This window comes from Oceanobacillus zhaokaii (assembly GCF_003352005.1).
Classification (GTDB): domain Bacteria; phylum Bacillota; class Bacilli; order Bacillales; family Amphibacillaceae; genus Oceanobacillus; species Oceanobacillus zhaokaii.
Genome location: NZ_CP024848.1, coordinates 3,719,566 through 3,741,350 on the forward strand (window position 1 = coordinate 3,719,566; position 21,785 = coordinate 3,741,350).

The 21,785-nt window shown below is 37.6% G+C and carries 21 protein-coding genes; 6 read left to right on the forward strand and 15 right to left on the reverse strand.

Features of this window, described 5'->3' with window-relative positions:
- Positions 1-50 precede the first annotated feature (50 nt).
- The 3 genes from CUC15_RS18150 to CUC15_RS18160 all read left to right on the forward strand — a co-directional run bounded on the left by CUC15_RS18150 (position 51) and on the right by CUC15_RS18160 (position 3,569).
- Positions 51-974, forward strand: a complete 924-nt coding sequence (locus tag CUC15_RS18150) for an ABC transporter ATP-binding protein (protein WP_423241387.1) — start codon at positions 51-53, stop codon at positions 972-974.
- Positions 967-2,208: an ABC transporter permease gene (locus CUC15_RS18155; RefSeq protein WP_114918026.1), complete on the forward strand. Its 1,242-nt coding sequence runs from the start codon at positions 967-969 to the stop codon at positions 2,206-2,208. Before CUC15_RS18150 ends, CUC15_RS18155 begins: the two co-directional genes overlap by 8 nt.
- A 470-nt stretch (positions 2,209-2,678) precedes the next feature.
- Positions 2,679-3,569, forward strand: a complete 891-nt coding sequence (locus tag CUC15_RS18160; protein ID WP_114918027.1) for a DMT family transporter — start codon at positions 2,679-2,681, stop codon at positions 3,567-3,569.
- Positions 3,570-3,780: 211 nt separating this feature from the next.
- Here the strand turns inward: CUC15_RS18160 and CUC15_RS18165 are convergent, their stop codons facing one another.
- On the reverse strand, positions 3,781-4,611 hold the full coding sequence (locus CUC15_RS18165) for a multinuclear nonheme iron-dependent oxidase (protein ID WP_162800359.1): 831 nt from the start codon (positions 4,609-4,611) through the stop codon (positions 3,781-3,783).
- Between the two features lie 681 nt (positions 4,612-5,292).
- Here CUC15_RS18165 and CUC15_RS18170 point away from each other — a divergent pair.
- Positions 5,293-5,832 carry a flavodoxin family protein gene (locus CUC15_RS18170; RefSeq protein ID WP_114918029.1) on the forward strand — a complete coding sequence of 180 codons (540 nt, stop codon included), beginning with the start codon at positions 5,293-5,295 and terminating at the stop codon, positions 5,830-5,832.
- A 423-nt stretch (positions 5,833-6,255) separates the two neighbouring features.
- The gene (locus CUC15_RS18175) at positions 6,256-7,401 is read left to right on the forward strand and encodes an N-acetylmuramoyl-L-alanine amidase family protein (protein ID WP_114918030.1); all 1,146 of its coding nucleotides are present in this window, start codon (positions 6,256-6,258) and stop codon (positions 7,399-7,401) included.
- Positions 7,402-7,497: 96 nt separating this feature from the next.
- Here the strand turns inward: CUC15_RS18175 and CUC15_RS20305 are convergent, their stop codons facing one another.
- From CUC15_RS20305 to gltC, 8 genes are all read right to left on the reverse strand, one after another.
- Positions 7,498-7,674 carry a hypothetical protein gene (locus CUC15_RS20305; protein ID WP_205317629.1) on the reverse strand — a complete coding sequence of 59 codons (177 nt, stop codon included), beginning with the start codon at positions 7,672-7,674 and terminating at the stop codon, positions 7,498-7,500.
- Positions 7,675-7,728: 54 nt separating this feature from the next.
- Positions 7,729-7,887 (reverse strand): hypothetical protein, encoded by a 159-nt coding sequence (locus CUC15_RS20180; RefSeq protein ID WP_162800360.1) that lies wholly within the window; start codon positions 7,885-7,887, stop codon positions 7,729-7,731.
- Between the two features lie 163 nt (positions 7,888-8,050).
- Positions 8,051-8,188: a hypothetical protein gene (locus tag CUC15_RS20185; protein ID WP_162800361.1), complete on the reverse strand. Its 138-nt coding sequence runs from the start codon at positions 8,186-8,188 to the stop codon at positions 8,051-8,053.
- Entirely contained in the window at positions 8,185-8,412 is a 228-nt protein-coding gene (locus CUC15_RS18180) for a MerR family transcriptional regulator (RefSeq protein ID WP_114918031.1), read from the reverse strand. Before CUC15_RS18180 ends, CUC15_RS20185 begins: the two co-directional genes overlap by 4 nt.
- Positions 8,413-8,595: 183 nt before the next feature.
- On the reverse strand, positions 8,596-9,639 hold the full coding sequence (locus CUC15_RS18185) for a ribonucleotide-diphosphate reductase subunit beta (RefSeq protein ID WP_114918032.1): 1,044 nt from the start codon (positions 9,637-9,639) through the stop codon (positions 8,596-8,598).
- Positions 9,620-10,054 carry a flavodoxin gene (locus CUC15_RS18190; RefSeq protein WP_114918033.1) on the reverse strand — a complete coding sequence of 145 codons (435 nt, stop codon included), beginning with the start codon at positions 10,052-10,054 and terminating at the stop codon, positions 9,620-9,622. The genes CUC15_RS18185 and CUC15_RS18190 overlap by 20 nt, the downstream gene beginning before the upstream one ends.
- Complete coding sequence (locus CUC15_RS18195) at positions 10,051-12,282, reverse strand: ribonucleoside-diphosphate reductase subunit alpha (RefSeq protein ID WP_114918034.1); 2,232 nt, start codon at positions 12,280-12,282, stop codon at positions 10,051-10,053. The genes CUC15_RS18190 and CUC15_RS18195 overlap by 4 nt, the downstream gene beginning before the upstream one ends.
- Before the next feature lie 232 nt (positions 12,283-12,514).
- Positions 12,515-13,420, reverse strand: a complete 906-nt coding sequence (gltC, locus tag CUC15_RS18200; RefSeq protein WP_114918035.1) for a glutamate biosynthesis transcriptional regulator GltC — start codon at positions 13,418-13,420, stop codon at positions 12,515-12,517.
- A 139-nt stretch (positions 13,421-13,559) separates the two neighbouring features.
- Here gltC and gdhA point away from each other — a divergent pair, with 139 nt between their 5' ends.
- A complete protein-coding gene (gene gdhA, locus CUC15_RS18205; RefSeq protein ID WP_114918036.1) occupies positions 13,560-14,945 on the forward strand; it encodes an NADP-specific glutamate dehydrogenase in 1,386 nt (461 codons plus the stop codon).
- 239 nt (positions 14,946-15,184) lie between these two features.
- Here gdhA and CUC15_RS18210 read toward each other — a convergent pair whose 3' ends face one another.
- The 6 genes from CUC15_RS18210 to rlmN all read right to left on the reverse strand — a co-directional run bounded on the left by CUC15_RS18210 (position 15,185) and on the right by rlmN (position 21,532).
- On the reverse strand, positions 15,185-15,979 hold the full coding sequence (locus tag CUC15_RS18210; protein WP_114918037.1) for an ABC transporter ATP-binding protein: 795 nt from the start codon (positions 15,977-15,979) through the stop codon (positions 15,185-15,187).
- Positions 15,972-16,964 (reverse strand): ABC transporter permease, encoded by a 993-nt coding sequence (locus CUC15_RS18215; RefSeq protein WP_114918038.1) that lies wholly within the window; start codon positions 16,962-16,964, stop codon positions 15,972-15,974. The genes CUC15_RS18210 and CUC15_RS18215 overlap by 8 nt, the downstream gene beginning before the upstream one ends.
- A gap of 73 nt (positions 16,965-17,037) precedes the next feature.
- Positions 17,038-18,036: an ABC transporter substrate-binding protein gene (locus tag CUC15_RS18220; RefSeq protein WP_114918039.1), complete on the reverse strand. Its 999-nt coding sequence runs from the start codon at positions 18,034-18,036 to the stop codon at positions 17,038-17,040.
- Between the two features lie 250 nt (positions 18,037-18,286).
- Positions 18,287-18,814 (reverse strand): hypothetical protein, encoded by a 528-nt coding sequence (locus tag CUC15_RS18225; protein ID WP_114918040.1) that lies wholly within the window; start codon positions 18,812-18,814, stop codon positions 18,287-18,289.
- Positions 18,815-18,823: 9 nt separating this feature from the next.
- On the reverse strand, positions 18,824-20,002 hold the full coding sequence (locus CUC15_RS18230; protein ID WP_114918041.1) for a ParM/StbA family protein: 1,179 nt from the start codon (positions 20,000-20,002) through the stop codon (positions 18,824-18,826).
- Positions 20,003-20,464: 462 nt separating this feature from the next.
- Positions 20,465-21,532 (reverse strand): dual-specificity RNA methyltransferase RlmN, encoded by a 1,068-nt coding sequence (gene rlmN / locus CUC15_RS18235; RefSeq protein WP_114918042.1) that lies wholly within the window; start codon positions 21,530-21,532, stop codon positions 20,465-20,467.
- Positions 21,533-21,785 lie beyond the last annotated feature (253 nt).

Sequence of the window (21,785 nt, forward strand, 5' to 3'; positions counted from 1 at the left end):
AATAATATTGCGGTTTAAACCACAGACAAGGAGGAAATACATTGGAAGTTATGCTATCAATTGACGGTTTAGAGAAATCATTTAAAGACAAGAAAGTTCTCCATAACATCTCCTTTGACGTTCGTAAAGGAGAAATCATGGCAATTCTTGGGCCAAACGGCGCCGGAAAATCAACTACAATCCGGAATATTATGGGGATTATGTATCCAGATGCAGGATCAATTACATTTCATAAATACGGGGGCAAGGAAATTCCACGACATAAAATTGGTTACCTGCCAGAGGAACGAGGACTTTACAAAAATGTGAAGGTAATGGATATTTTATTGTATCTCGCTGATTTGAAAGACTATCCTTTAGATAAGGCAAAAGAGCGGATCCTTATGTATTTGAAAAAATTCGATTTGGAAGGAAAGGAAAAAGTATCGATCGAAGAACTTTCAAAAGGAATGGGTCAGAAAGTACAGTTTATCGGCTCCATCCTGCATGAACCGGAATTGCTGATTTTAGATGAACCATTTTCCGGACTAGATCCAGTTAGCCAAGAGCTATTTAAAGAAGAGATTCGTAGTTTAGCAGATCAAGGCACTGCGATTCTACTATCCTCTCACCAAATGAATCTAGTAGAAGAAATGTGCGATCGACTCTTTATGATTCAAAAAGGACATAAAGTAATTTATGGCACACTTGATGAAGTTAAAACGGAATATGCTAATTTCAAATGTACAATTAATGGTAAAAACCAACTGCATGATCTTGAAGCAATTGTCGATGTAGAGCGTGTGGAACAGCATGATAATAGTGCTACTCTCTATTTATCAAGAGATGTAAACCCATCAAAATGGCTCAGATTATTACCTGAACATCTTGTAATAAATGAATTGAAAATTAATCGCGTTTCCCTCCATGAAATCTTTATCGATATCGCTACAGGGAAAAACTTACTGCAGGAAGCAGGTGCAAGTAATGCGTAATTCAAACAAGGTTGCAAAATGGGAAATAAAACGCAACATGAAGAATAAATCATATCTCATTGGATTATTTTTAACGCCCATCTTAATGGTAATCGGCTTCACCCTACCCGGACTTTTTAATAGTGATGATGACAATTCAGATGCAACACAAGTCTATGTTAATGACGAATTAAATCTGTTTACAGAAATGGAAGGTATTGTCGATCAAGCTGAATTAAATTGGCAACTGCATCTGACCGAAATAAATGAAACAGAAGCACAAGAAGAATTGAAGGAAAGTGAAAATACAGCTTATCTCTTTTTAAATGAACAAGTGCTTGCTGACGGTGTTGTTCCCGTTTATACAAGTGAAGAGATAGATACATCTTTTATTAATGAAGTTCGATCATTGACAGCTCCGCTTCAAGCCTTACAGTTAGAACAGCTTGGTTTATCCGCTGAGCAGTTAGCGATGGTTTCAAATGGTATTGTTTTTAATACAATATCCACAGAGGATTCAGAGGCTGAGTCTGAAGAAGGTGGACTAGAAACTGCATCATCAGATGATTTTCTAGAGCGCATGATCCCTGGTGCCTTTGCAGGAATCATTTTTATCTCAATTGTCTTTTCGGGGATGGCGATTTTCCAAAGTGCCTCACAGGAAAAGAAAGATAAAATTGCAGAAATTATTTTATCATCGATTACGCCATCTGAATTAATGCAAGGGAAAATAATAGGTTATTTCTTATTAGGACTTATTCAAGTTGCTGTCCTATTGGTATTCCTTGTTCCACTAGTAATTTGGAAATATGATATGCCAGTTATGGAGTACCTGTTTGTTCCAGAAACATTGATCTTGTCGATCATTGCCCTTCTTGGCTACTTGTTATTTGCAGCTATCTTTGTTGGAATCGGTGCGACAATGTCCGATATGACAACCGCTGGTAATTTCCAAGGTTTTGTAATGATGCTGCCATTCCTGCCATTCGCCTTTATCGGCCCCGTAATTGGCAATCCGAGCGGTTTAATTGCACAGATTGGCACATATATCCCGTTCAGTTCCTCAGGAGTCATGATTTTACGACTTTCATTACTGGAAGAATGGCCATGGGTCGAAATAATAATCGGTCTCGCAATCCTTCTCATCAGCATCTGGCTATGTATGAAATTAGCTGGGAAAATATTCAAGGTTGGTATATTAATGTACGGTAAAAATGCCTCCCCTGCTGAAATTTGGAAATGGATACGAGCTTAGATATAGGAGGACCGGGCAAATCCAGCCCGGTCCTTATCAGTTTTCCATACTACAAAACTTTATATTATCAAAAATGCGGTTTTTCATTCTAAATTTATTCCGAGCACCTTTGCAGTTTATTAGCTACGATACCATCATCGACTATAATTGTGAAAAATTACTTTCTTTTTAAAATAGATGCGGATATTTATCAATGCATCACAACCCCAGCGGAAGAAATACACGGAGACTCCTGCGGGAAGAAGAGCCTAGGTGAGACTTCGAAGTGCGAAAGCACAAGAAGGCTCACCAGCTCCCCGCGGAAAGCGTAGTGTATTTCTGGAGCGACAGCCAAGGAAGCAAATATCATCCTAAGTTCGTTGGTAGTTTATACATAACTAGCAACATCCAATAAAAAAACCAATTGTTAAGTGACATTACATAAGCTATAATTGGATAGTTATAAATGAATTCAGCAACAAGGAGAGCGTATTATATTGAACCATAGTAACAATTCGAGAAATTTTGCCTTGCCATTAATTATCTCGATTATCGCCATTTCATTTTCAGCCATCTTCGTAAAATGGTCAGATGCACCACCAACCATTTCCAGTATGTATCGTATGTGGTTTGCCTCGCTATTTTTATTGCCAATGGTCTGGAGTAATCGGAGCGAATTTCGAAAGATAACTAAAAAAGGCTGGTACTTATTATTCTTCTCCGGCCTCTTTTTAGCCCTTCATTTCGCCCTTTGGTTTGGCTCATTACAATTAACAACCGTGGCAAGTTCAACAATTATACTAGCATTACAACCTATCATTTCATTGATTGGCGGTTTTTTCTTATACAAAGAACGAGCAACAGGTGCAGCAATGTTAACGATGGGAATTGCTGTAATTGGAGCTGTAATGGTTGGCTGGGGAGACTTCGGACTCAGTCGTCAGGCAATTATTGGAGATATTCTCTCTTTCCTTTGTGTAATTGCTGTTGTTTGCTATTTATTAATTGGACAAAATGCAGTAAAGAAAGTTTCTCACTGGATTTATAGTTTCTGTGTCTTTCTCTTTGCAGCTATTGTATTAACTTTGTTTAACCTCATCGCAAATGTTCCTTTATTTCATTATGAAACGAAAGAGTGGGGTATCTTTCTCTTACTTGCAATAGTTCCGACGATTTCTCATGTCATTAATAACTGGCTGTTAAACTATGTAAATGCTACATTCATTTCGATGAGTATTTTAGGTGAGCCAGTTGGCGCGACAACTCTAGCTGTTATAATATTGGGAGAACGACTGAGCATTCTACAAATCATTGGTGGAGTTATTGTTTTAGTCGGTGTGTTTTTATTCCTAATGCAGCAGAAGAAACGCATTCCGGCATAATTGATGGGTTTTGAATCTTAGTAAACAAGGCTAACGCCTAGTTTTTCGCGACAGTTTTAGCTGCACTTATTTTTCATAAAGTTTTTATACTTTCTTATCTACAAAATAAGACTTTAAGAAAGGAAATCTTTCTCAAAGTCTTTTTTTGCTTTTTCAATCAATAGGTAATAATGGTTAAGCCAAAAAGGCATTAAAAGAACACTTTACTATTTTACAATGAATTCCCCGGAGGCTGAGTATTCTTCACTAATTCAAATAATCTCGGTACTTGCTCAGCCATCACCTTTGATTCGGAGCGCCATTCCAGTTTTGGTCCAACGCCGCCATATTCATAGGAAACAACCCAAGGTTCCGGCCACGTTCCTTGTTTTATGTTATCTAACGCCCATTCTACTAGCTGCCAATTAGCATCCGATAGCGGCATATGTTCATAAAGCTTATTATCCACACGCTGAATTCCTGTCACATGCAATTCGCGCAATGCGTCTAGGGGAAATTGGTTTATATAATCATGAACATCCATATCTAAAAACCCGCTCGTCATTTGTGCATGTGCTAAATCGAGCAATAATCCACAATTGGTTTCACGGATAATCCTCGTGATTATTTCTGGCTTTGTAATCGCTTGTTGCGTATTTCCGTCTGGACGATAGATTACATTTTCTAAAATAACGTTATTTGCACCATACCGTTCCGTTACCTGCTCGATATCATGTATTACCGCTTCTAACACTTGTTCCAGATGCTCCGGATCATTGCTTGCGATATCTATTTCTGGATAATCCTCACTGTATGCGACCATATGTAAATTTACAAAAGGTGTTTCTGTCTTCTTGAGTAAATCATCGATGATTGCCCAATCAACCTCATTGGAATTTTTTTGTCCCGCATATAATGCAAAATGAACATATGCATGTCTTGCTTCCTGTGCATCACGAATAAGTTGCTGATCAAAATCAGGGCACTTAAACATATCAATATCGATTATCCCCTGATCGACTAATTGCTTTGCTTCCACCGAATAATTCATCGCAAATTTCATCATTACACCCCTATTGTAATTATTTACATGTTATTTGGTTTCATTTCATATATATTCATAATAAAGGGAATCATCCCTAAGAATCAATCAAATAGAAAACCTTACTTATTTTATCTAAACTAACTACAATAGGCTCATTTCAAATGTTTTGTTCTCTAACTGCGAACTACTTGCGATGTGGATTTCCGATGCGGATAGTCGCACACCATAGGGCAAGCGGTCTACTTCATCCGTTGCTATTCCCGTAGGTGCTCCCTGTCCTCCGCTGTAATCCCATCAATGAGGGAGGAAAATGCGGCTCTATCGTGCTTGTTAATAACTTAGATGAGGATAGAAAGCCATTTTTACTCACACAATCCCAGCGGAGAAAATACACGAAGACTCCTCGAAAATAAAGTGCGATTTTCTTCGTGCGATGTAATGCTGCCGAAGCCTTCCTTGTCCTGCGGGAGGAAGGGCTTCGGTGAGACTTCGAAGTGCGACAGCACAAGAAGGCTCACCAGCCCCCCTAAGGTGCGCGTAGTGTATTTTCGGTGCGATAGGCCCAAGAATATTTGATATCCTAAGTTAGTTCGAAGTTTATATTAACTTCTAATTATCATCCATCACTTGAAAAAGCAACATTTATTAGAAATAAGTCTTACGATAAATAGGTTTGTAAATCACCAAGGAGGTCAAATAATGAAAATTGCAGTTATCCATGGTTCAACAAGAGAAAATAGCAACACCGAATATTTAACGTATCACGCTGTACCAAAGGAAAAAGGGACCCATATTTATTTACGAAATCATTATGTTCAGCCAATTATCGATAAGCGCCATGCAGCTGATGGATTTCCTGTTGCAAAGGATGATCACGAAAAGCTGATAACAAAAATGCTGGAACATGATATTATCGTGTTTTCTACACCAATTTATTGGTACAGTATGTCAGGTCCCATGAAGATATTTATTGATCGCTGGTCACAAATTATGAAAACAGCACATTTTTCCCATTTTAGGGAGGAATTAAAAAAGAAACAAGCATACTTAATTGTAGTAGGTGGCGATAATCCGCGTGTAAAAGGCCTGCCACTTATACAACAATTTAACTATATTTGCCAATTTTACGGTATGGCTTTTTCAGGATATGTCATTGGCAAAGCAAGTAGACCTGGCGAAATGAAAAAAGACCTTGCAGCGTTAAAGGCTGCTTCTTTATTATTACCAACTGAAATATAAGAGGGTGTCCGAAAAATTTTTAAAAACAACACATCGTTGTTTCTGGTTTTGCTAGCTTCTCCTGCATGCAGGATTATTTGCTTACGTTTAAACAGAAACTTATACAAGAAACCGTGTACTTCCTGTGGACAACATAGAAGTTATACCCACGCATGCAAGCCCGCTACGCGGAAGCTACACTGCCTCGCTCTTCTCGCCCCTTTTTATCCTACTTTTGAACAAGTACTATACAAGGAAATATGAGACCTCTTGCTTTATACCTATTATTCTTTTAACTAGAAATTAGTTCCTACTATATTCAGAATATTAATAGGATGAAATAACGAACTTCATAGTACGTCTGAACGATTTTGGAAAAAATTACTTGTTATGACTAGTATTTCGTAATATCATTATCTTGACAGTCATAATAAGGAGGTCCATATGAATTTTTTACGCAGCTTTAGTATCAGTATAGGTTTCTTGCTATTTTTGCTATTACTGATACCAAATGTAGGTCAGGCACAAGAAGGACGAACCTATGAAGTTAGTTCAGCCGTACTTAATGTTCGGGGTGAACCTAGCAATAATTCAGAAATAATAGGGTTATTAAGTAAGGGAAACAATGTGATGGTCTTCCAAGAGAAATACGGATGGGTGCAAACCTATTACGGTGGACAAGTTGGATGGATTGCCAAGCACCATCTAATCCCGTTAACGAACACTCATACCGCTGATCGAAACGTTTCAGAAAATCAGTCTTCATCAAATAATGTAACTGTCACAGCTACCAGTGTAAATATCCGTTCCGGTCCGAGTACCAGTTATTCGATTATTGGTTCCACATATTCCGGTGATACTTATCCGTTAGTAGCTACAGATGGTGATTGGCATCAAGTATCATTAGCAAATGGATCTAGAGGCTGGATTGCATCATGGCTTACAGATAAAACCACTGCATCCGAAGAATCAAATCAAATAAGTCCGGCCGATACAGTTGAGAATGGCTTAACGGATAATGATAATACAGCGATAGACTCATCAACTGGCGGCTCACTCGCTGGCTATAATATTGTCATTGATCCTGGTCACGGTGGTAACGACCCTGGGGCGATTGGTCTCGGTGGTGTTTATGAGAAGGACCTCGTTTCCAGTACTTCTGACATTGTAGTAAAACAATTACGTGCTGCAGGTGCAACTGTAATTGTTACTAGATTAGGTGATCATTATATATCACTAAATCAACGTGCACATATAAGTAATTCTTACAATACAGATGCATTTATCAGCTTGCATTATAACGCATTCCCGATTATTGGAGTACATGGTGTTAATACATATTACTCTAGTCAATCTGACTATCAGCTTGCACGGAATGTTCATTCTTCTCTTGTAAGTAATGTAAATTTAAACAACCGAGGCATTATTCAAGAGAATTATAAAGTATTACGATCAACCAATGCCCCATCTATTTTAATGGAGCTCGGATTTATAACAAATCCAAATGACTTATCCATTATTCAAACATCTGATTATCAGTTTAAAGTAGCTCAATCGATAACAAATGGCTTAATCAATTACTTTAATTAATGATTAAGAACGGAAAAATGGCTGAAATGATTAAAAAATTATTATTTCCTGAACTAAATAAAAACGCTGTTCCTATTGGAACGGCGTTTTTCCAGTCTATTGAAGCCATTTATCGGATTCCATTTTAATCACATTTTGACTCTTTTCCTCATTTAATTCGTGTACACCTCGCTGGAAACGAATATGGATATAAAGCTCCCTTAATATTTCTTCTAGGGATACATTGTCTGGCAGCGCTTGGATCATTTTAATTACTTCTTCTTTTTCACTCAAAGCATAGCCCCCTCAAATAGTCTATTTATCTATTATACAAATCATAGCACATGATTATTTCTTTTTCGCGTATATCATACCTAAAATATTATTAAATTGGTATGTCTGAACCTGATAATTATGTTGCATTAGCCAATCTACTAGTTTGGATCTGTCACCGTAAAATTCATCCTCAATTGAAAATATCGCTTCTGTATTTCCATCCTGACCCATATGCCTCCATCACTTTTTGACGATGCTCTTTATTTACAAACATCAAATCTGCAATACAGATTTGCCCATAAAAGTATATATAGTAATCAAAATCAGCTGCCCAACTATCAAAGTCCCATTTATCCTGCCAATTTTTACGGATCATTTTCAAGTTCTTTATATGCTATGCTAGCTCATAAATATAAGTTGCAGCATGATTATCCTGTTCCGTATTCTTGATCTCCATCATCCGATCAATCGTCGCAATCATATCCCTAATTTCAAACCATTGTTCAAACAACGCCGAGCGCTGTATATTCAAATACTCATGCATGTCATAACTGGGTCTGTTAAGCTCTTCTTAATTTCCTTTATCGGAACACCAATTTCACGTAGCGTTAAAATTGTACTCAAACGGTGGATTTCTTCCTCCGTAAATAACCGGTAATCGTTATTTTTATCTTTCTTTGGTGTGATTAGTCCCTTTTCTTCATATAAGCGGATTGCTCGCGGTGTCGTGTTCAGCTTCCTCGCTACTTCCTTTATTTACATGCTGCCCCCTCCCTTCCCCCTTTACTATAAACGTTCACGTAACGGAAAAGTAAAGGGGGTATTAAAAAATAAATTTCATGAATGTGGATACTGGGGATATTGTGGATAATATGTGCATATCTTATAATTAATGAAACACAAAAATAGGAACCAGCAAATCGCCGATTCCTATCGTTTTTATAGATCATCAAACCCATTGAGATCACTAGTTTTCGTATATTGTCTAGATTTTTGCTCAAAGAAGTCTGTTTTCGTACCATCGAAGTTATCCACATATGCACGAATCCATTTCATTGGATTATCCACATTTTCTGGATAAATCTCACTTAGACCCATCATACGCAGCATTTTGTTCGCACGGTATTTAATGTAGCCAGCCATTTCCTCTAAATCAATACCTTCTACCTCTGCTAATACATATTTCGACCATTCAATTTCTAGTTCAACTGATTCTTTAAAATGTGTATAAACCCAATCTGTTAACTCAGCTGTGTTTTGTTCTGGATTTTCTGCTAAAGTTGCCCGGAACAATTCAGCAATAAATCGGCCATGCTCTAACTCATCGCGATTGATATAGCTGATCATCGTTGATGTACCAACCATTTTATTGTTTCGTGCTAGATTATAGAAGAAGGCAAATCCGGAATAGAAGAACATTCCTTCCAGCAACGATGTATAAACTAGTGTCTTAAGAATATTATCAATCGTTGGTTCCTCTACAAATTGATTGTATTGCTTCACTAAATTTCCGTTCCGTTTGAGAAGTACCGGATCTTTTCTTCCGTGCTGGAATGATTTATTTTGCTCATCTAGTGATACAACCGATGATAACACATAAGAGTAGCTTTCATTATGAACTGCTTCCTGCTGAGCAATTACAGCCATAATAGACTGAACCGATGCATCCGTAGCGTATAAAGATATAAGTAATGCCGTTCTCGTTTGTGGTGCATCCAATGTAGCAAGCAGGCCAATAATTTTTAAGTATGCATCTTGCTCTGCTTTCGATAATGAAGGAAATTGCTTCACATCACTGGACATATTAATTTCATCTGCTTGCCAGTAATTTCCTACTAAACGTTTATACATTTTATACCAATGTGGATAAGCAATATCATTCCAATTTAAAATCCCACTAGATTTCCCACCAAAAAGTGCTGTAGACTTATTTGGAAATAGCGGTTCTAATGTCTTTGCCTTATCAAGCAATGCTTTTGACATCATGTAACACTCCTTCTATCCATTCATCAATCATCGTTTCCTGACTTCCACGTGGAGATTGTTCAATCTTTAAAGGCTCCCACTTACTATTGTAAAACTTTGCAAGCTTAATCGCTGCTTTACAGAATAGATTATCCCCACCAAATTGAGTGTCGCCAGTGCCAAATATCGCAATATTATCTGGTTTATAACCAATTTCAAGAATAAGGTCCTTCACCTCATCCGGCGTACTGCCAGTTGCCCATGTAAAGGTTCCGATAAATACATAATCATAGTCCTCGGGATCAAATGGACGGTCAATCCCAATTCGATGCATTTCTACTGAAATTTTCTCCTCTAACAATCTTGACTCGATTAATTCAGCAACTTCCTTTGTGTTTCCACTATAGGACAGATATGCAATGATTATCCTCAACTTTCACACCACTCACATTCTTCGATATCATTTGACGTTGATCTTACGTAATATGTTGTTTTTAGTCCCTCTCTCCATGCTTGGATATGAAGGTCTAGTAATATGGATGCACGAATTGTATTTGGTACATAGAAATTAAAGGAAATACTTTGATCAATATGCTTTTGACGTGCGGCATTTTGCTTTACAGACCAGCGTTGATCAACAATATATGCTGAACGGCGGTAAACATCATATGTGTTATGGTCAAGATCAGGCGCCGTTACTGGAATACGAAAATCCTTTTTCTCTTCACTGTAGAAGGCTTTGAATACTGGATCGATACTCGCAGTTGATCCAGCAATCATAGATGTAGAAGAGTTTGGTGCTACTGCCATTAGATAGCTGTTTCTAATTCCATTCTCTTTTACTTCGTTTGCAAGTGATTGCCACTTCTCATCCGTATATCCTTTCGTAAGGAAATATTCACCAGAATTCCATTTACTTCCTTCAAAGTATGGATAGCTTCCTTTTTCCTTACTTAAATTCATGCTCGCTTCAATTGTAAGGTATGCAATTTTCTCGTATAACTCATCTGCATAACTTACCGCTTCATCTGTTTCCCATTTGATGTTTTTCAGCGCTAATAAATGATGCCATCCGAACGTACCAAGACCGATTGCACGGTATTTACTATTTGTGATTGTCGCTTGTTTTACTGGCAGGTTATTAATATCGATAACATTATCCAGCATTCTCACTTGAATTGGAATAAGTTTTTCCAATACACCAGCAGGAACAGCTCTGCCTAGGTTAATAGAGCTTAAATTACAAACAACAAAGTCTCCAGCTTTATATTTCTTAATAACAATATCTTCGTCTTCGATATATTCTTCTAATAATTGTGTTGGGGATTGATTTTGCGTTATTTCTGTACATAAATTCGAGCAATAAATCATCCCTTGATGTGTGTTCACGTTTTGTCTATTAACTTCATCACGATAGAACATGAACGGTGTACCCGTTTCAAGCTGTGAAATCATGATTCGTTTCATAATGTCAATTGCTTTTACTGTTTTTCTAGACAATGCTTCGTTTGCAACACATGCTTGGTATTTTTCTCTGAAAGAACCTTTTCCTTTTTCTTCATCATAATAATCTTCCAGGGAGAAGCCCATCACTTGGCGTACTTCATGTGGATCGAATAAATGCCAGTCCTCTCTCGCTTCAAGGACTTCCATGAAAATATCCGGAATCGTTACGCCAGTAAAAATATCATGCGCACGCTGACGGTCATCGCCATTATTCAATTTCAAATCCAAGAAGGATTCAATATCTTGATGCCAAACATCTAAGTAAATCGCAATAGCACCTTTTCTTGTTCCAAGCTGGTCAACACTTACTGCAGTATTGTTTAGTTGCTTAATCCAAGGTACGACACCACTTGACATGCCCTTGAACCCTTTAATCGAGCTTCCTCGAGAACGGATTTTCCCCATATAAACGCCAAGTCCGCCACCATTTTTCGATAGATTTGCAACATCAGTATTGCTATCATAGATTGCTTGCAAGTTATCATCTACTGTATCGATAAAGCAGCTGGAAAGCTGTCCATGTGTCTTACCTGCATTATTAAGGGTCGGTGTTGCAACTGTCATATAAAGGTTGGAAAGTGCCCAGTATGCCTCTTTTACAAGCGTTAAACGGTGTGCTGCAGACTCGTTCTGCATTAAATACATTGCAATAACCATCCATCTTTCTTGTGGAAGCTCATAAGTGTTTTTAAGATGATCCGTTGCTAAATAACGAGTTGAAAGTGTATACAGCCCTAAATAGTTAAATAGATTATCTTTCTCTTTATCGATTGATTTCGCTAGTTCACTAATTTCGGATTTCGTATATTTTTCAAGAAGGAGTGGAGAATAAATCCCAAATCCTGTAAGTTTTTCGATTAAACCATAGAAATTATCATATGGATTTTTCTCATTCTCCCTATTAATAGACGCTTGCTCATAAAGATTTGTTAAGTATAGTCTGCTTGCTAGGAATGTCCAGTCAGGCTCTGCTTCATCGATATTTTCTAATGCCAGTTTACTCAAGACATCCATTTTCTTTTCAAACGTCATTTCTTCCTTAATTGCATGTGCTGCTTTTTCTTTATATTGATCCGTACTGATATTCAGCCCCTTGGATAATTTATCAATTAATTGATTGATTGCGTTTTGATTTACTGTAGTAGTTGTGACCATTTATTACATCCTCCCCTATTACATATATGTATAAATATAAATAGTAATGCCGCTACACTCCGTAGAATGGGCGGCTAGTTAACATCAGTTAGAATATGCTTTTTTTAAATTTAAATTTTATTAAAACAAATGACAATAACACAATATATAGTATTGTCAACCGGAATTTATCTCTATATATTGTATAAATCGTATCATGTTCAGTAGAAGAAAGCAAGTCCTTTATTCTGTTTTAATTCTGGAATTTTTCCAAACGTTGGAAGAACTCCTGTAAAAATTCATAGAATAATTTCTCTGTTGGAAGCAATTGACGGTCACTTGGAATTACAACACCTACCGAGCGAGTAACATTCGGCTCTGTTACCGGAATTCTTACTGCAGCTTGTGGAACATTATCTACCAATGTAATCTCAGGGACAAGGGAAATTCCCAAACCAGCTGAGACGAGCCCCTTGATCGAATCAATATCTTCCCCTTCAAAGGAAACCTTGGGGGCGAAACCCGCTCGCTTACATGCTTCGATAATAATATCGCGTAAAACATAATTTTCGGGGAATAATACAAAAGACTCCTGTCGTAATTGATTTAGTTGAATCGATCGCTCATTCGCGAGAGGATGGCTCTTCGGTAATAGTGCCATAATTTTTTCCGTAAATAATACAGAGCCGATTAGCTTCGTTTCATTCATTGGAACAGGGGCTAAAAGTGCTAAATTAATCTCACCCTTTTTTACAGCTTCCCTTAAATTATAGTAGGAGCCTTGGGTCAGTTTAAATTTTGCATTCGGATATTGCTCACGAAACGCAGATATCGCGGTTGGCAAAATATAGGTTGCTAAGCTGCTGGGGAATCCGATATGAATGGTCCCTTGTTCTGGGTCGGTATATTCCTCAATCACTTGCAGGGCATCGTCGATCACATGTGTCGCTCGCTCCATATGTTCAAGAAAAACTCTGCCGATTGGAGTTAACCGGACATTTCGACCCTCCCTAATGAATAAATCAACACCTAATTCTTCTTCTAGCTTAAAGAGTTGCCGACTAACAGCAGATTGAGCAACATGCAAGCTATCTGCAGCCCTCGTTACATGTTCGCGCTTCGCAACTTCAATAAAATAGAGGATTTGTCTTAGCTCCATTCTCCTCACCTCTCGTTCATTATCTCATATCGGCATTGGTTATATCTATTTTTTATATTGTTTAGATGAATTAAATTGTATACAATAATAAGAACAGTAATAATGATAAAAATTTTACTAAGGAGGATTCTATGCTATTATGAATTTAATTAAATCAAAGCATTCTACCGACAATACAAAGCGCGCCCATGATTATTTAGATGAAATTTATACAACTGTAGTGAAACGAAATTACAGTGAGAAAGAATTCCATCAAGCTGTTGCATTATTCCTCAGATCGCTTGTACCTCTTCTAGCTAAATATCCAATATATATGGAAAAAGGAATACTAGAGCAAATTACAGAACCTGAACGCCTTATTACATTTCGTGTTCCATGGGTTGATGATAATGGAAAGACAAGAGTTAATCGCGGATTACGCGTACAATTTAACAGTGCGATTGGCCCATATAAAGGTGGTTTAAGATTTCATCCAACCGTAGATTCAAGTATAATCAAATTCCTAGGATTTGAGCAAACATTTAAGAACTCTCTTACTGGTCAACCAATTGGTGGCGGTAAAGGCGGCGCTGACTTTGATCCAAAAGGGAAATCTGACAATGAAATTATGCGTTTTTGTCAAAGCTTTATGACCGAACTTGCTAAATATATCGGACCAGATGTCGACATTCCAGCTGGTGATATAGGTGTAGGCGCTAGAGAAATCGGTTATATGTTTGGTCAATATAAAAAGGTTCGCGGAGCATTTGAAGCAGGAGTTTTAACTGGAAAAGGCATCGGCTATGGTGGTAGTTTAGGACGTAAAGAATCCACTGGTTTCGGAACAATCTATTTCGTTCAAGAGATGCTAAAAGATAGTGGATTTTCACTAAAAGGCAGTACTGTTATCGTTTCCGGATCTGGTAATGTTTCCATCTATGCAATGGAAAAAGCAAGAGAACTCGGCGCAAAGATCGTAGCATGCAGTGACTCAAATGGTTATATTTACGATGCAAATGGTATTAATATTGATACAGTAAAACAAATCAAAGAAGTAGAATACGGCAGAATAAGTGAATATATAATCAAGCACCCTGAGGCATCTTACTCTGAAGGATGCGGAGGCATTTGGACAATTCCATGTGATGTTGCTCTTCCTTGTGCAACGCAAAACGAACTGGATGAACAAGCAGCTTTAACATTAGTTCGTAACAATGTTAAAGCAGTTGCTGAAGGCGCGAATATGCCTTCTACTCCAGAGGCAATTGATGTATTCCTTGAAAATAAAGTTTTATTCGGCCCAGCTAAAGCTGTAAACGCCGGTGGAGTTGCCGTTTCATCATTAGAGATGGCACAAAATAGCATGCGGCTGTCCTGGACGTTTGAAGAAGTAGATGCCAAGCTGCAGGAAATTATGAAGAACATTTACCAAAGCTGTGTCGACGCAGCAGAAGAATTTGAATTAGACGGGAATTTTGAAGCAGCAGCAAATATTGCTGGATTCAGAAAAGTTGCCGACGCAATGATCGCACAAGGTGTTATTTAAAAATAATTGAATTTATAGAAGGTATCCAGATATAGGATGCCTTCTTTTGTTGATAAGGGCAACTTCTCAAACAAGTGACTTTCTCACAAATTCAAGCAAGTTCAGGCACTTTTCGAGCGAGGAACCGTTGAACATTCAGCTTTCTTAACTTCCAATATAAGAAAGCCTAATAATATAAAAGTCCGAACTGTATTCAAGCGTGCTGAATTCAGTTCGGACTTTACATTTTTAATTAAATATTACCCCAGGACAACCCGATCATCTTCAAACTGGATGCCTCTAATTCGTTTAAATTCATGCATTAAATTTTCAATCGTAAGTTGACTTTTCTCTTCATCACGCACATCAAAAATAATCTGTCCTTTATCCATCATAATTAACCGATTTCCCAAATCAAGCGCTTGCTGCATGTTATGGGTTACCATTAGCGTCGTTAATCCAGAGTTTTTTACTACTTTATCGGTCAAGCTTGTAATTAATGCTGCTCTGGCGGGATCGAGCGCTGCTGTATGCTCATCAAGCAGCAGGATACTTGGTTCTGTGAAAGTAGTCATTAGAAGCGAAAGTGCCTGTCTTTCTCCCCCAGACAATAAGCCAACCTTTGCTGTGAGTCGGTTCTCCAGCCCTAAGTTCAATGTTTTAAGATATTCTTTAAACATCCCCTTACGTTGCTTCGTAACACCAAGTTTCAGCTTCCGTTTCTTATTTCGTGAATATGCAATTGCTAAGTTTTCCTCAATTGTCATGGAAGGGGATGTCCCTGCCATCGGGTCCTGAAAAACTCGGCCAACGAATGCAGAGCGTTTATACTCTGGCAGATGTAACATTGATTTTTCATCTATGATTACATCACCAAGGTCCGGCATTAGATTACCGGAAATAACATTCATTAAAGTTGACTTCCCCGCACCATTACTGCCTATAACAGTAATGAAATCGCCTTTCTCAAGCTCGAGATTAATGTCATTTAATGCCTTCTTCTCGTCAGGAGTACCTTCATTAAAAGTTATGGATATATTATTTAATTTAAGCATCGCTACTCCCCCTCAACCGCTGGTCAAGCTGCGCGCGTTTTAATTGTCTTCGTCTATTTTCTTTTCTAGTCTGTAATATTCTTGGAATAACTAAAGCTGCAATAACGATAATCGCCGTTATCATTTTCATATCACCGGTTTCCATAAAGTCAATCCTTAATGCCAGCGTGACTATAATCCGGTAAATTACAGCTCCGAGAATGACTGCAAGTGTTGCTTTCGCAATGGTTTTTGTACTAAATAATGCCTCTCCAATAATAATTGAAGCAAGCCCAATTACAATTAACCCTAGACCCATATTCGCATCAGCAAAGCCACCGAGTTGACCGATTAATCCTCCCGCAGTTGCAACAAGTGCATTTGAAATGCCCACACCGAGGATAATCAGTAAATCTGTATTCGCTGATAAGCTTCGAATCATTTTCTTATTGTCACCAATCGCCCTAAGTGCAAGGCCAACCTCTGTCTTTAAGAAATAATCTGTTAGAAGCTTAATAATGACAGTTACAACGATCATTACAAGCAAAATCGCCCATGTCGTTGGTAACTGTTCTAGACCAATTGTGGACAAAATATTATTTAAGAAAGAGTCAATACCAGTTGCACTCCACAACGACCCTAATTGATTGAATAATGTTGTTTCTTGCAATAAGGATACAGTTGGTTGTCCCATGATTCGCAAGTTAATCGAGTATAAAGCAGTCATCATTAGAATCCCCGCTAATAGAGGGTTAATTTTCCCCTTTGTATGGAGAATTCCTGTCAAACATCCGGCAATAAAACCGGCAAATGCCGCGAGAATGGTTGCAGTAATCGGAGGAATCCCATTTACAATAGAGGATGCCGCTACTGCTGCTCCTGTGACAAAGCTTCCTTCCACAGTAAGATCAGGGAAATCCAATATGCGGAACGTTAAATATACTCCTAAAGCCATTATCGCATAAATAATCCCTGATTCCATGGCACCGAATATTGATATAAACATGTATTCCTTCCTCTCTATCTATTCTGGATGTATTAAAAGCAAGAGCCGCTAAATATAGCCGGCCCTCATAATCTTATTTTGCTGTTTCGACAAATTCCGCTGTTTCATCCCATTCATCATTCCACTCAACACCCTGCTCTTCAGCAGCCTCTTTATTGATAAATAATTGAATCTCTGGTGGATACTCTGCTGGAATATCACTTACTGACTTTTCTCCCGTCAAGATATCCACAGCCATCTCACCAGCACGATATCCAATCGAATAATAATCAATTCCAAATGTCGCAAATCCACCTCTTCCTAATGAGTCAGGCTCACCGACAATAAGCGGAATATCTTGTTCATTCGCTACACCTACAACACTTTCAAGCGCTGATACAACCGTATTATCTGTAATAATATAAAGTAAATCTGCTTCCCCAACTAGTGTCGTTGTTGCTTGCTGTACTTCGGCTGAATTGGCTACTGTCCGTTCGACAATTTCAATACTCGTTTCTTCTGCAGCAGCTTTTACCGCATCAACCTGTGAAACAGAGTTTTGTTCACCAGCATTGTATACCATACCAACTTTTGCATCCGGGAAATTAGCATCGATAAATTTAACTGTTTCTTTAATCGCGTCTGGGTGGAGGTCAACTACCCCAGTAACATTGCCTCCCGCTTCTTCCATCGATGGAACAAGACCAGCACCTACTGCATCTGTTACGGATGTGAAAACAATCGGAATTTCTGTTGTAGCCTGTAATGCACCAAGCGCACTCGGAGTTGCATTCGCAAAAATTAAATCAACCTCATCCGCAACGAATCCGTCAGATATTGGCTTAATATTATTTTGATCATTTTGAGCACTTTGCAAATCATATTCAACATCTAATCCAGCCTCATCAAGTGCGGCTTGAAACCCCTTATAGGCATTATCTAGCGAAGGATGCTCAACATATTGGCTTGCACCAACTGTATATTTTGTTCCTCCTTCTGCTGAAGTTGCCGGGTCACCAGAATCTTCATTTGATTCACATGCAGCTAGGAATATTAGACCAATCATTGCAATTACTAAAATTAGTTTTCTCAAAATACTTCCCCCTTTTACTAGACTAAAGTTTCTAAATATTTAATCGTGATTATATCACATAAGCTTCATAATCACGAGAGATTTTTAACAATTTCCAAAATTAATCCTATAAATAGCAGGACATTATAACCATAATGCAAGTGTGTTCTCTATAAATTGTCGCCATTTAGGAAAATTTGAATGTCAACAATTTTTAGGTGACAACAAAAAGGAAGCTACTGAATAATTCTACTCAGCAGCTCCCTTTTGTTTACTTATTCATACTTGAGAAGAAATCTCCTAATGGATTTTCCTCTTCTTTTTCAATTTCTTCATGTACAGGTAATTCGATACCGTCAAGATTTAAATCATCTAAATCCATTTCATCCGACGTATCATCTAATTCACTGAATTCCTTAGTAACGCTTGTCTCTTGCAGATACAGTGCATCATCAATATTGCTTGAATTACTATTAAGTGAAGCAAGCAAAGTAGTTGCCCGCATTGGATCATTTAATAAATGAAATAAAATACTGCCAATTAACGCTTCAGAATGCTCATGCTTCAGCCAGCTTTTCTGTTCCTTCGTCAGCCTTTTTGGGAGTGGAATCGTAATCGTTTCCCGTTCCTTTGCTTGCGATTCATTCACAGCTTTTAATACAAAATTAGCGATTGTACTAGAGAAATTCCTTCTCTCCTTTTCCTTAAGTAGAGATAGTTCCTTCAAAAGATAATCTGGCGTATCAGATGGAACACGAAACGTAATTGATTGTCCCCGTTCAATCCCTTTTTTCGTCATGACCTCACCCTACTGTTCTTTTGTTGCCGCTGTTTCTGCTACTTTCGCTTTACTATCCTGCGTTGTATTAAGCGCAAACTGAGTGATTAATTTGTAATATGCGTTAGCCATCATCCAAATACTTTCTTGTTCATCTTCAAAGAACTCAATATTGAAGCCATCAAGCTTGTTGTTTAACGCTTTAATATAATCCTTCAATACTGCCGAACCTCCACCAACGAAATAGCAGATTTCAGATTGAGAGTTTTTAGACCAAACATTTCTCAAATATCGATATTCTTTTTTAGCAAGCTCTAATAAAATATGATCGGTAATATCATGGACATTCGTTCTGCTTCCTTTTACCATGATGTGATGACGATCATTCTTTCTAGTAATGATATCCACAACATCACGACGGCTATCTAATTCTACACCATGTCTTGAGCGGATTTCTTCACGGATTTCCTCTAACGACTCAGAAACACCTAAGTTAAATCCTTGTGCCTTGTCATCATCCACATTACGATTTCTAATTACAGCCACGTCTGTGGATAATCCACCAATATCCTGGATTAATATTTGCTTATCAAGTAATTCCTTGTTAATAACTTTTAAATCATTATCCATAACTAAGTTTACATACGCCGCAAACCCTTCCGGATATACCTTGACTTCATCAAATTTAATATTAACTTTCATTCCTTGGTATTTCGGTGTTACTAAGAATTCTACTTGATGGACAGATCCTAATAGTTGTGAACGGTAGCCAACATCTTTTCCTTCTTTCACTTCTCGTAAAGGAAGCCCTGTACCTAATGTGTAATTTGCATCAATTACATCACCTTTTGCTTTAAATGCATCACTTGTAACAGCATCCAACGCTAATGAAGCAAAAAGCATAATTAATGTTTGATCTTCTTCTGATTTACTGCTTCCTGGATCCAACTCTCGAGAATTAGGTGATTTTGTTGCTAGATTTCCTACCCGATAGATTACCCCATTTTCTTCAAGTGCTGGTGAATGGACGCGAATATGAATATTATCCAATACATCCTTCTTATCTAATTCCTCAATTCCAATTACCGGACGATCCTCTAAATCTGGTGCAATAATATTTGGGATATAAAATTTACCTTCCAGTTTTCCGAATGTCCCTTTTAACGCATCATTACCTACATCGACAGCTGCAATTCTTGACTTTACCATTTGTACATTCCCCTCTCCATATAATGAAACTTCAGTTAGTGAAGTTTTCGGACTCTCTAGTATGTTGATTTCTATTATTTATATGTAATGAGTCTTTACCTCATCTTAGGTAGTAAATCAATCTACCTACTATACTAGAATAAATGTTTAAACTGAAAATAGCAATCAGACTTTTTATGTATTCTTTATTGTTTACTTGCACACATTTCGCAATCGTTGATATATAGGAATGTGTACATATTTGTATTCTTGTATACTTTAAAGAAAACAAATATACTTTCATTGTAAACTTGTAAACTTATTTGTATATATGGGTTTTAAGGAGAAAATATGCTCTTATATAATTTAAGTTCTATGAGAAATACATTAAAGAAACTACCTCCTATCTTCTTTACTTCCTTCTAGTAGTTAAAAAAGGGCAAAAAAAACAAGCCAAAATTCTCGTTTGGCTTGTTACTATTATTATATTGCTTTCTTCTTATTAATTTGTTTACTTCTCAATTGTCCACAAGCAGCATCAATATCTGCTCCATTTTCCCAACGTACGCCACAGTTAATTCCGCGTTCTTTTAATGTTTCATAAAATGCTTGAATCGACGTTGATTCACTACGTTGATAATCAATATGTTCATCAACTGTATTGTATGGTATCAAGTTAACATAGGCAAGATGACGATGATTATGAAGCAGCTTAGCAAGCTGGACTGCCTCTTCCTTATGATCATTAACATCCCTTAACATGATATATTCATACGTAATCCGACGATTTTTCTTTTCTAAATAGTATTCAATCGATTTCATCAGCTTCTCAATTGGGAATGCCTTATTAATCTTCATAATACTAGTTCGCAGCTCATTATTAGGTGCATGCAGTGAAACTGCTAAGTTAACTTGTATGTCAGTATCTGCAAATTCATAAATCTTATGCGCAAGACCGCTGGTTGATACCGTAATATGTCTTGCACCAATGTTTAACCCCTTGTCATCATTCACAACATATAAGAAGTCCATTAAGTTTGTAAAGTTATCTAATGGCTCCCCTATTCCCATAACAACGATGTGGCTAACTCGTTCATCTTTCCCTTGTGCATCAAGATGCTTTTGTACATTCATAATTTGCTCCACAATTTCAGCACTTGTTAAATCACGATTTTTACGAAGCAGTCCACTTGCACAGAATGAACAGCCAATATTACAACCAACCTGGGTTGTTACACAAACAGACAACCCATAATGAAAACGCATGAGCACAGTTTCAATTAAGTTGCCATCTGCCATTTTAAAGAGAAATTTAATCGTTCCATCTTTCGATTCTTGTCGAATATCTTCCTCAAGCGTGTGTAAAACGAAGTGCTCCTCCAGTAATTCGATCGTTTCATTATTAACATTATTCATTTCGCTAAAGCTTGCAACACGTTTCTTATACAACCAGTTCCATACCTGGTCTGCACGGAATCTCTTTTGACCATGACCAGTAAGCCATTCTGTTAGCTGATCAAAGGTTAGTCCATAAATGGATTGTTTACTCATTTTGTACCCTCTTTCGGTTCATTACATTTTTCTACCTTACATCATACTCCATATGGTGGGGAGAGGCAAATGGTTATTGATTTCTTAAAGGAAAATTAATCTTTTAGGTAAATAACTGTCAATGCAGCGGTCGTAGATACTATTACGGACTTATATAGAGGGGGTTGGTACAGTTTATTGAGGGTTTCAAAGCTGGTGTTAATGCGTTTCGAGGAGAAGATTGTGCTATAAATAACCTTATTTTATATCCATT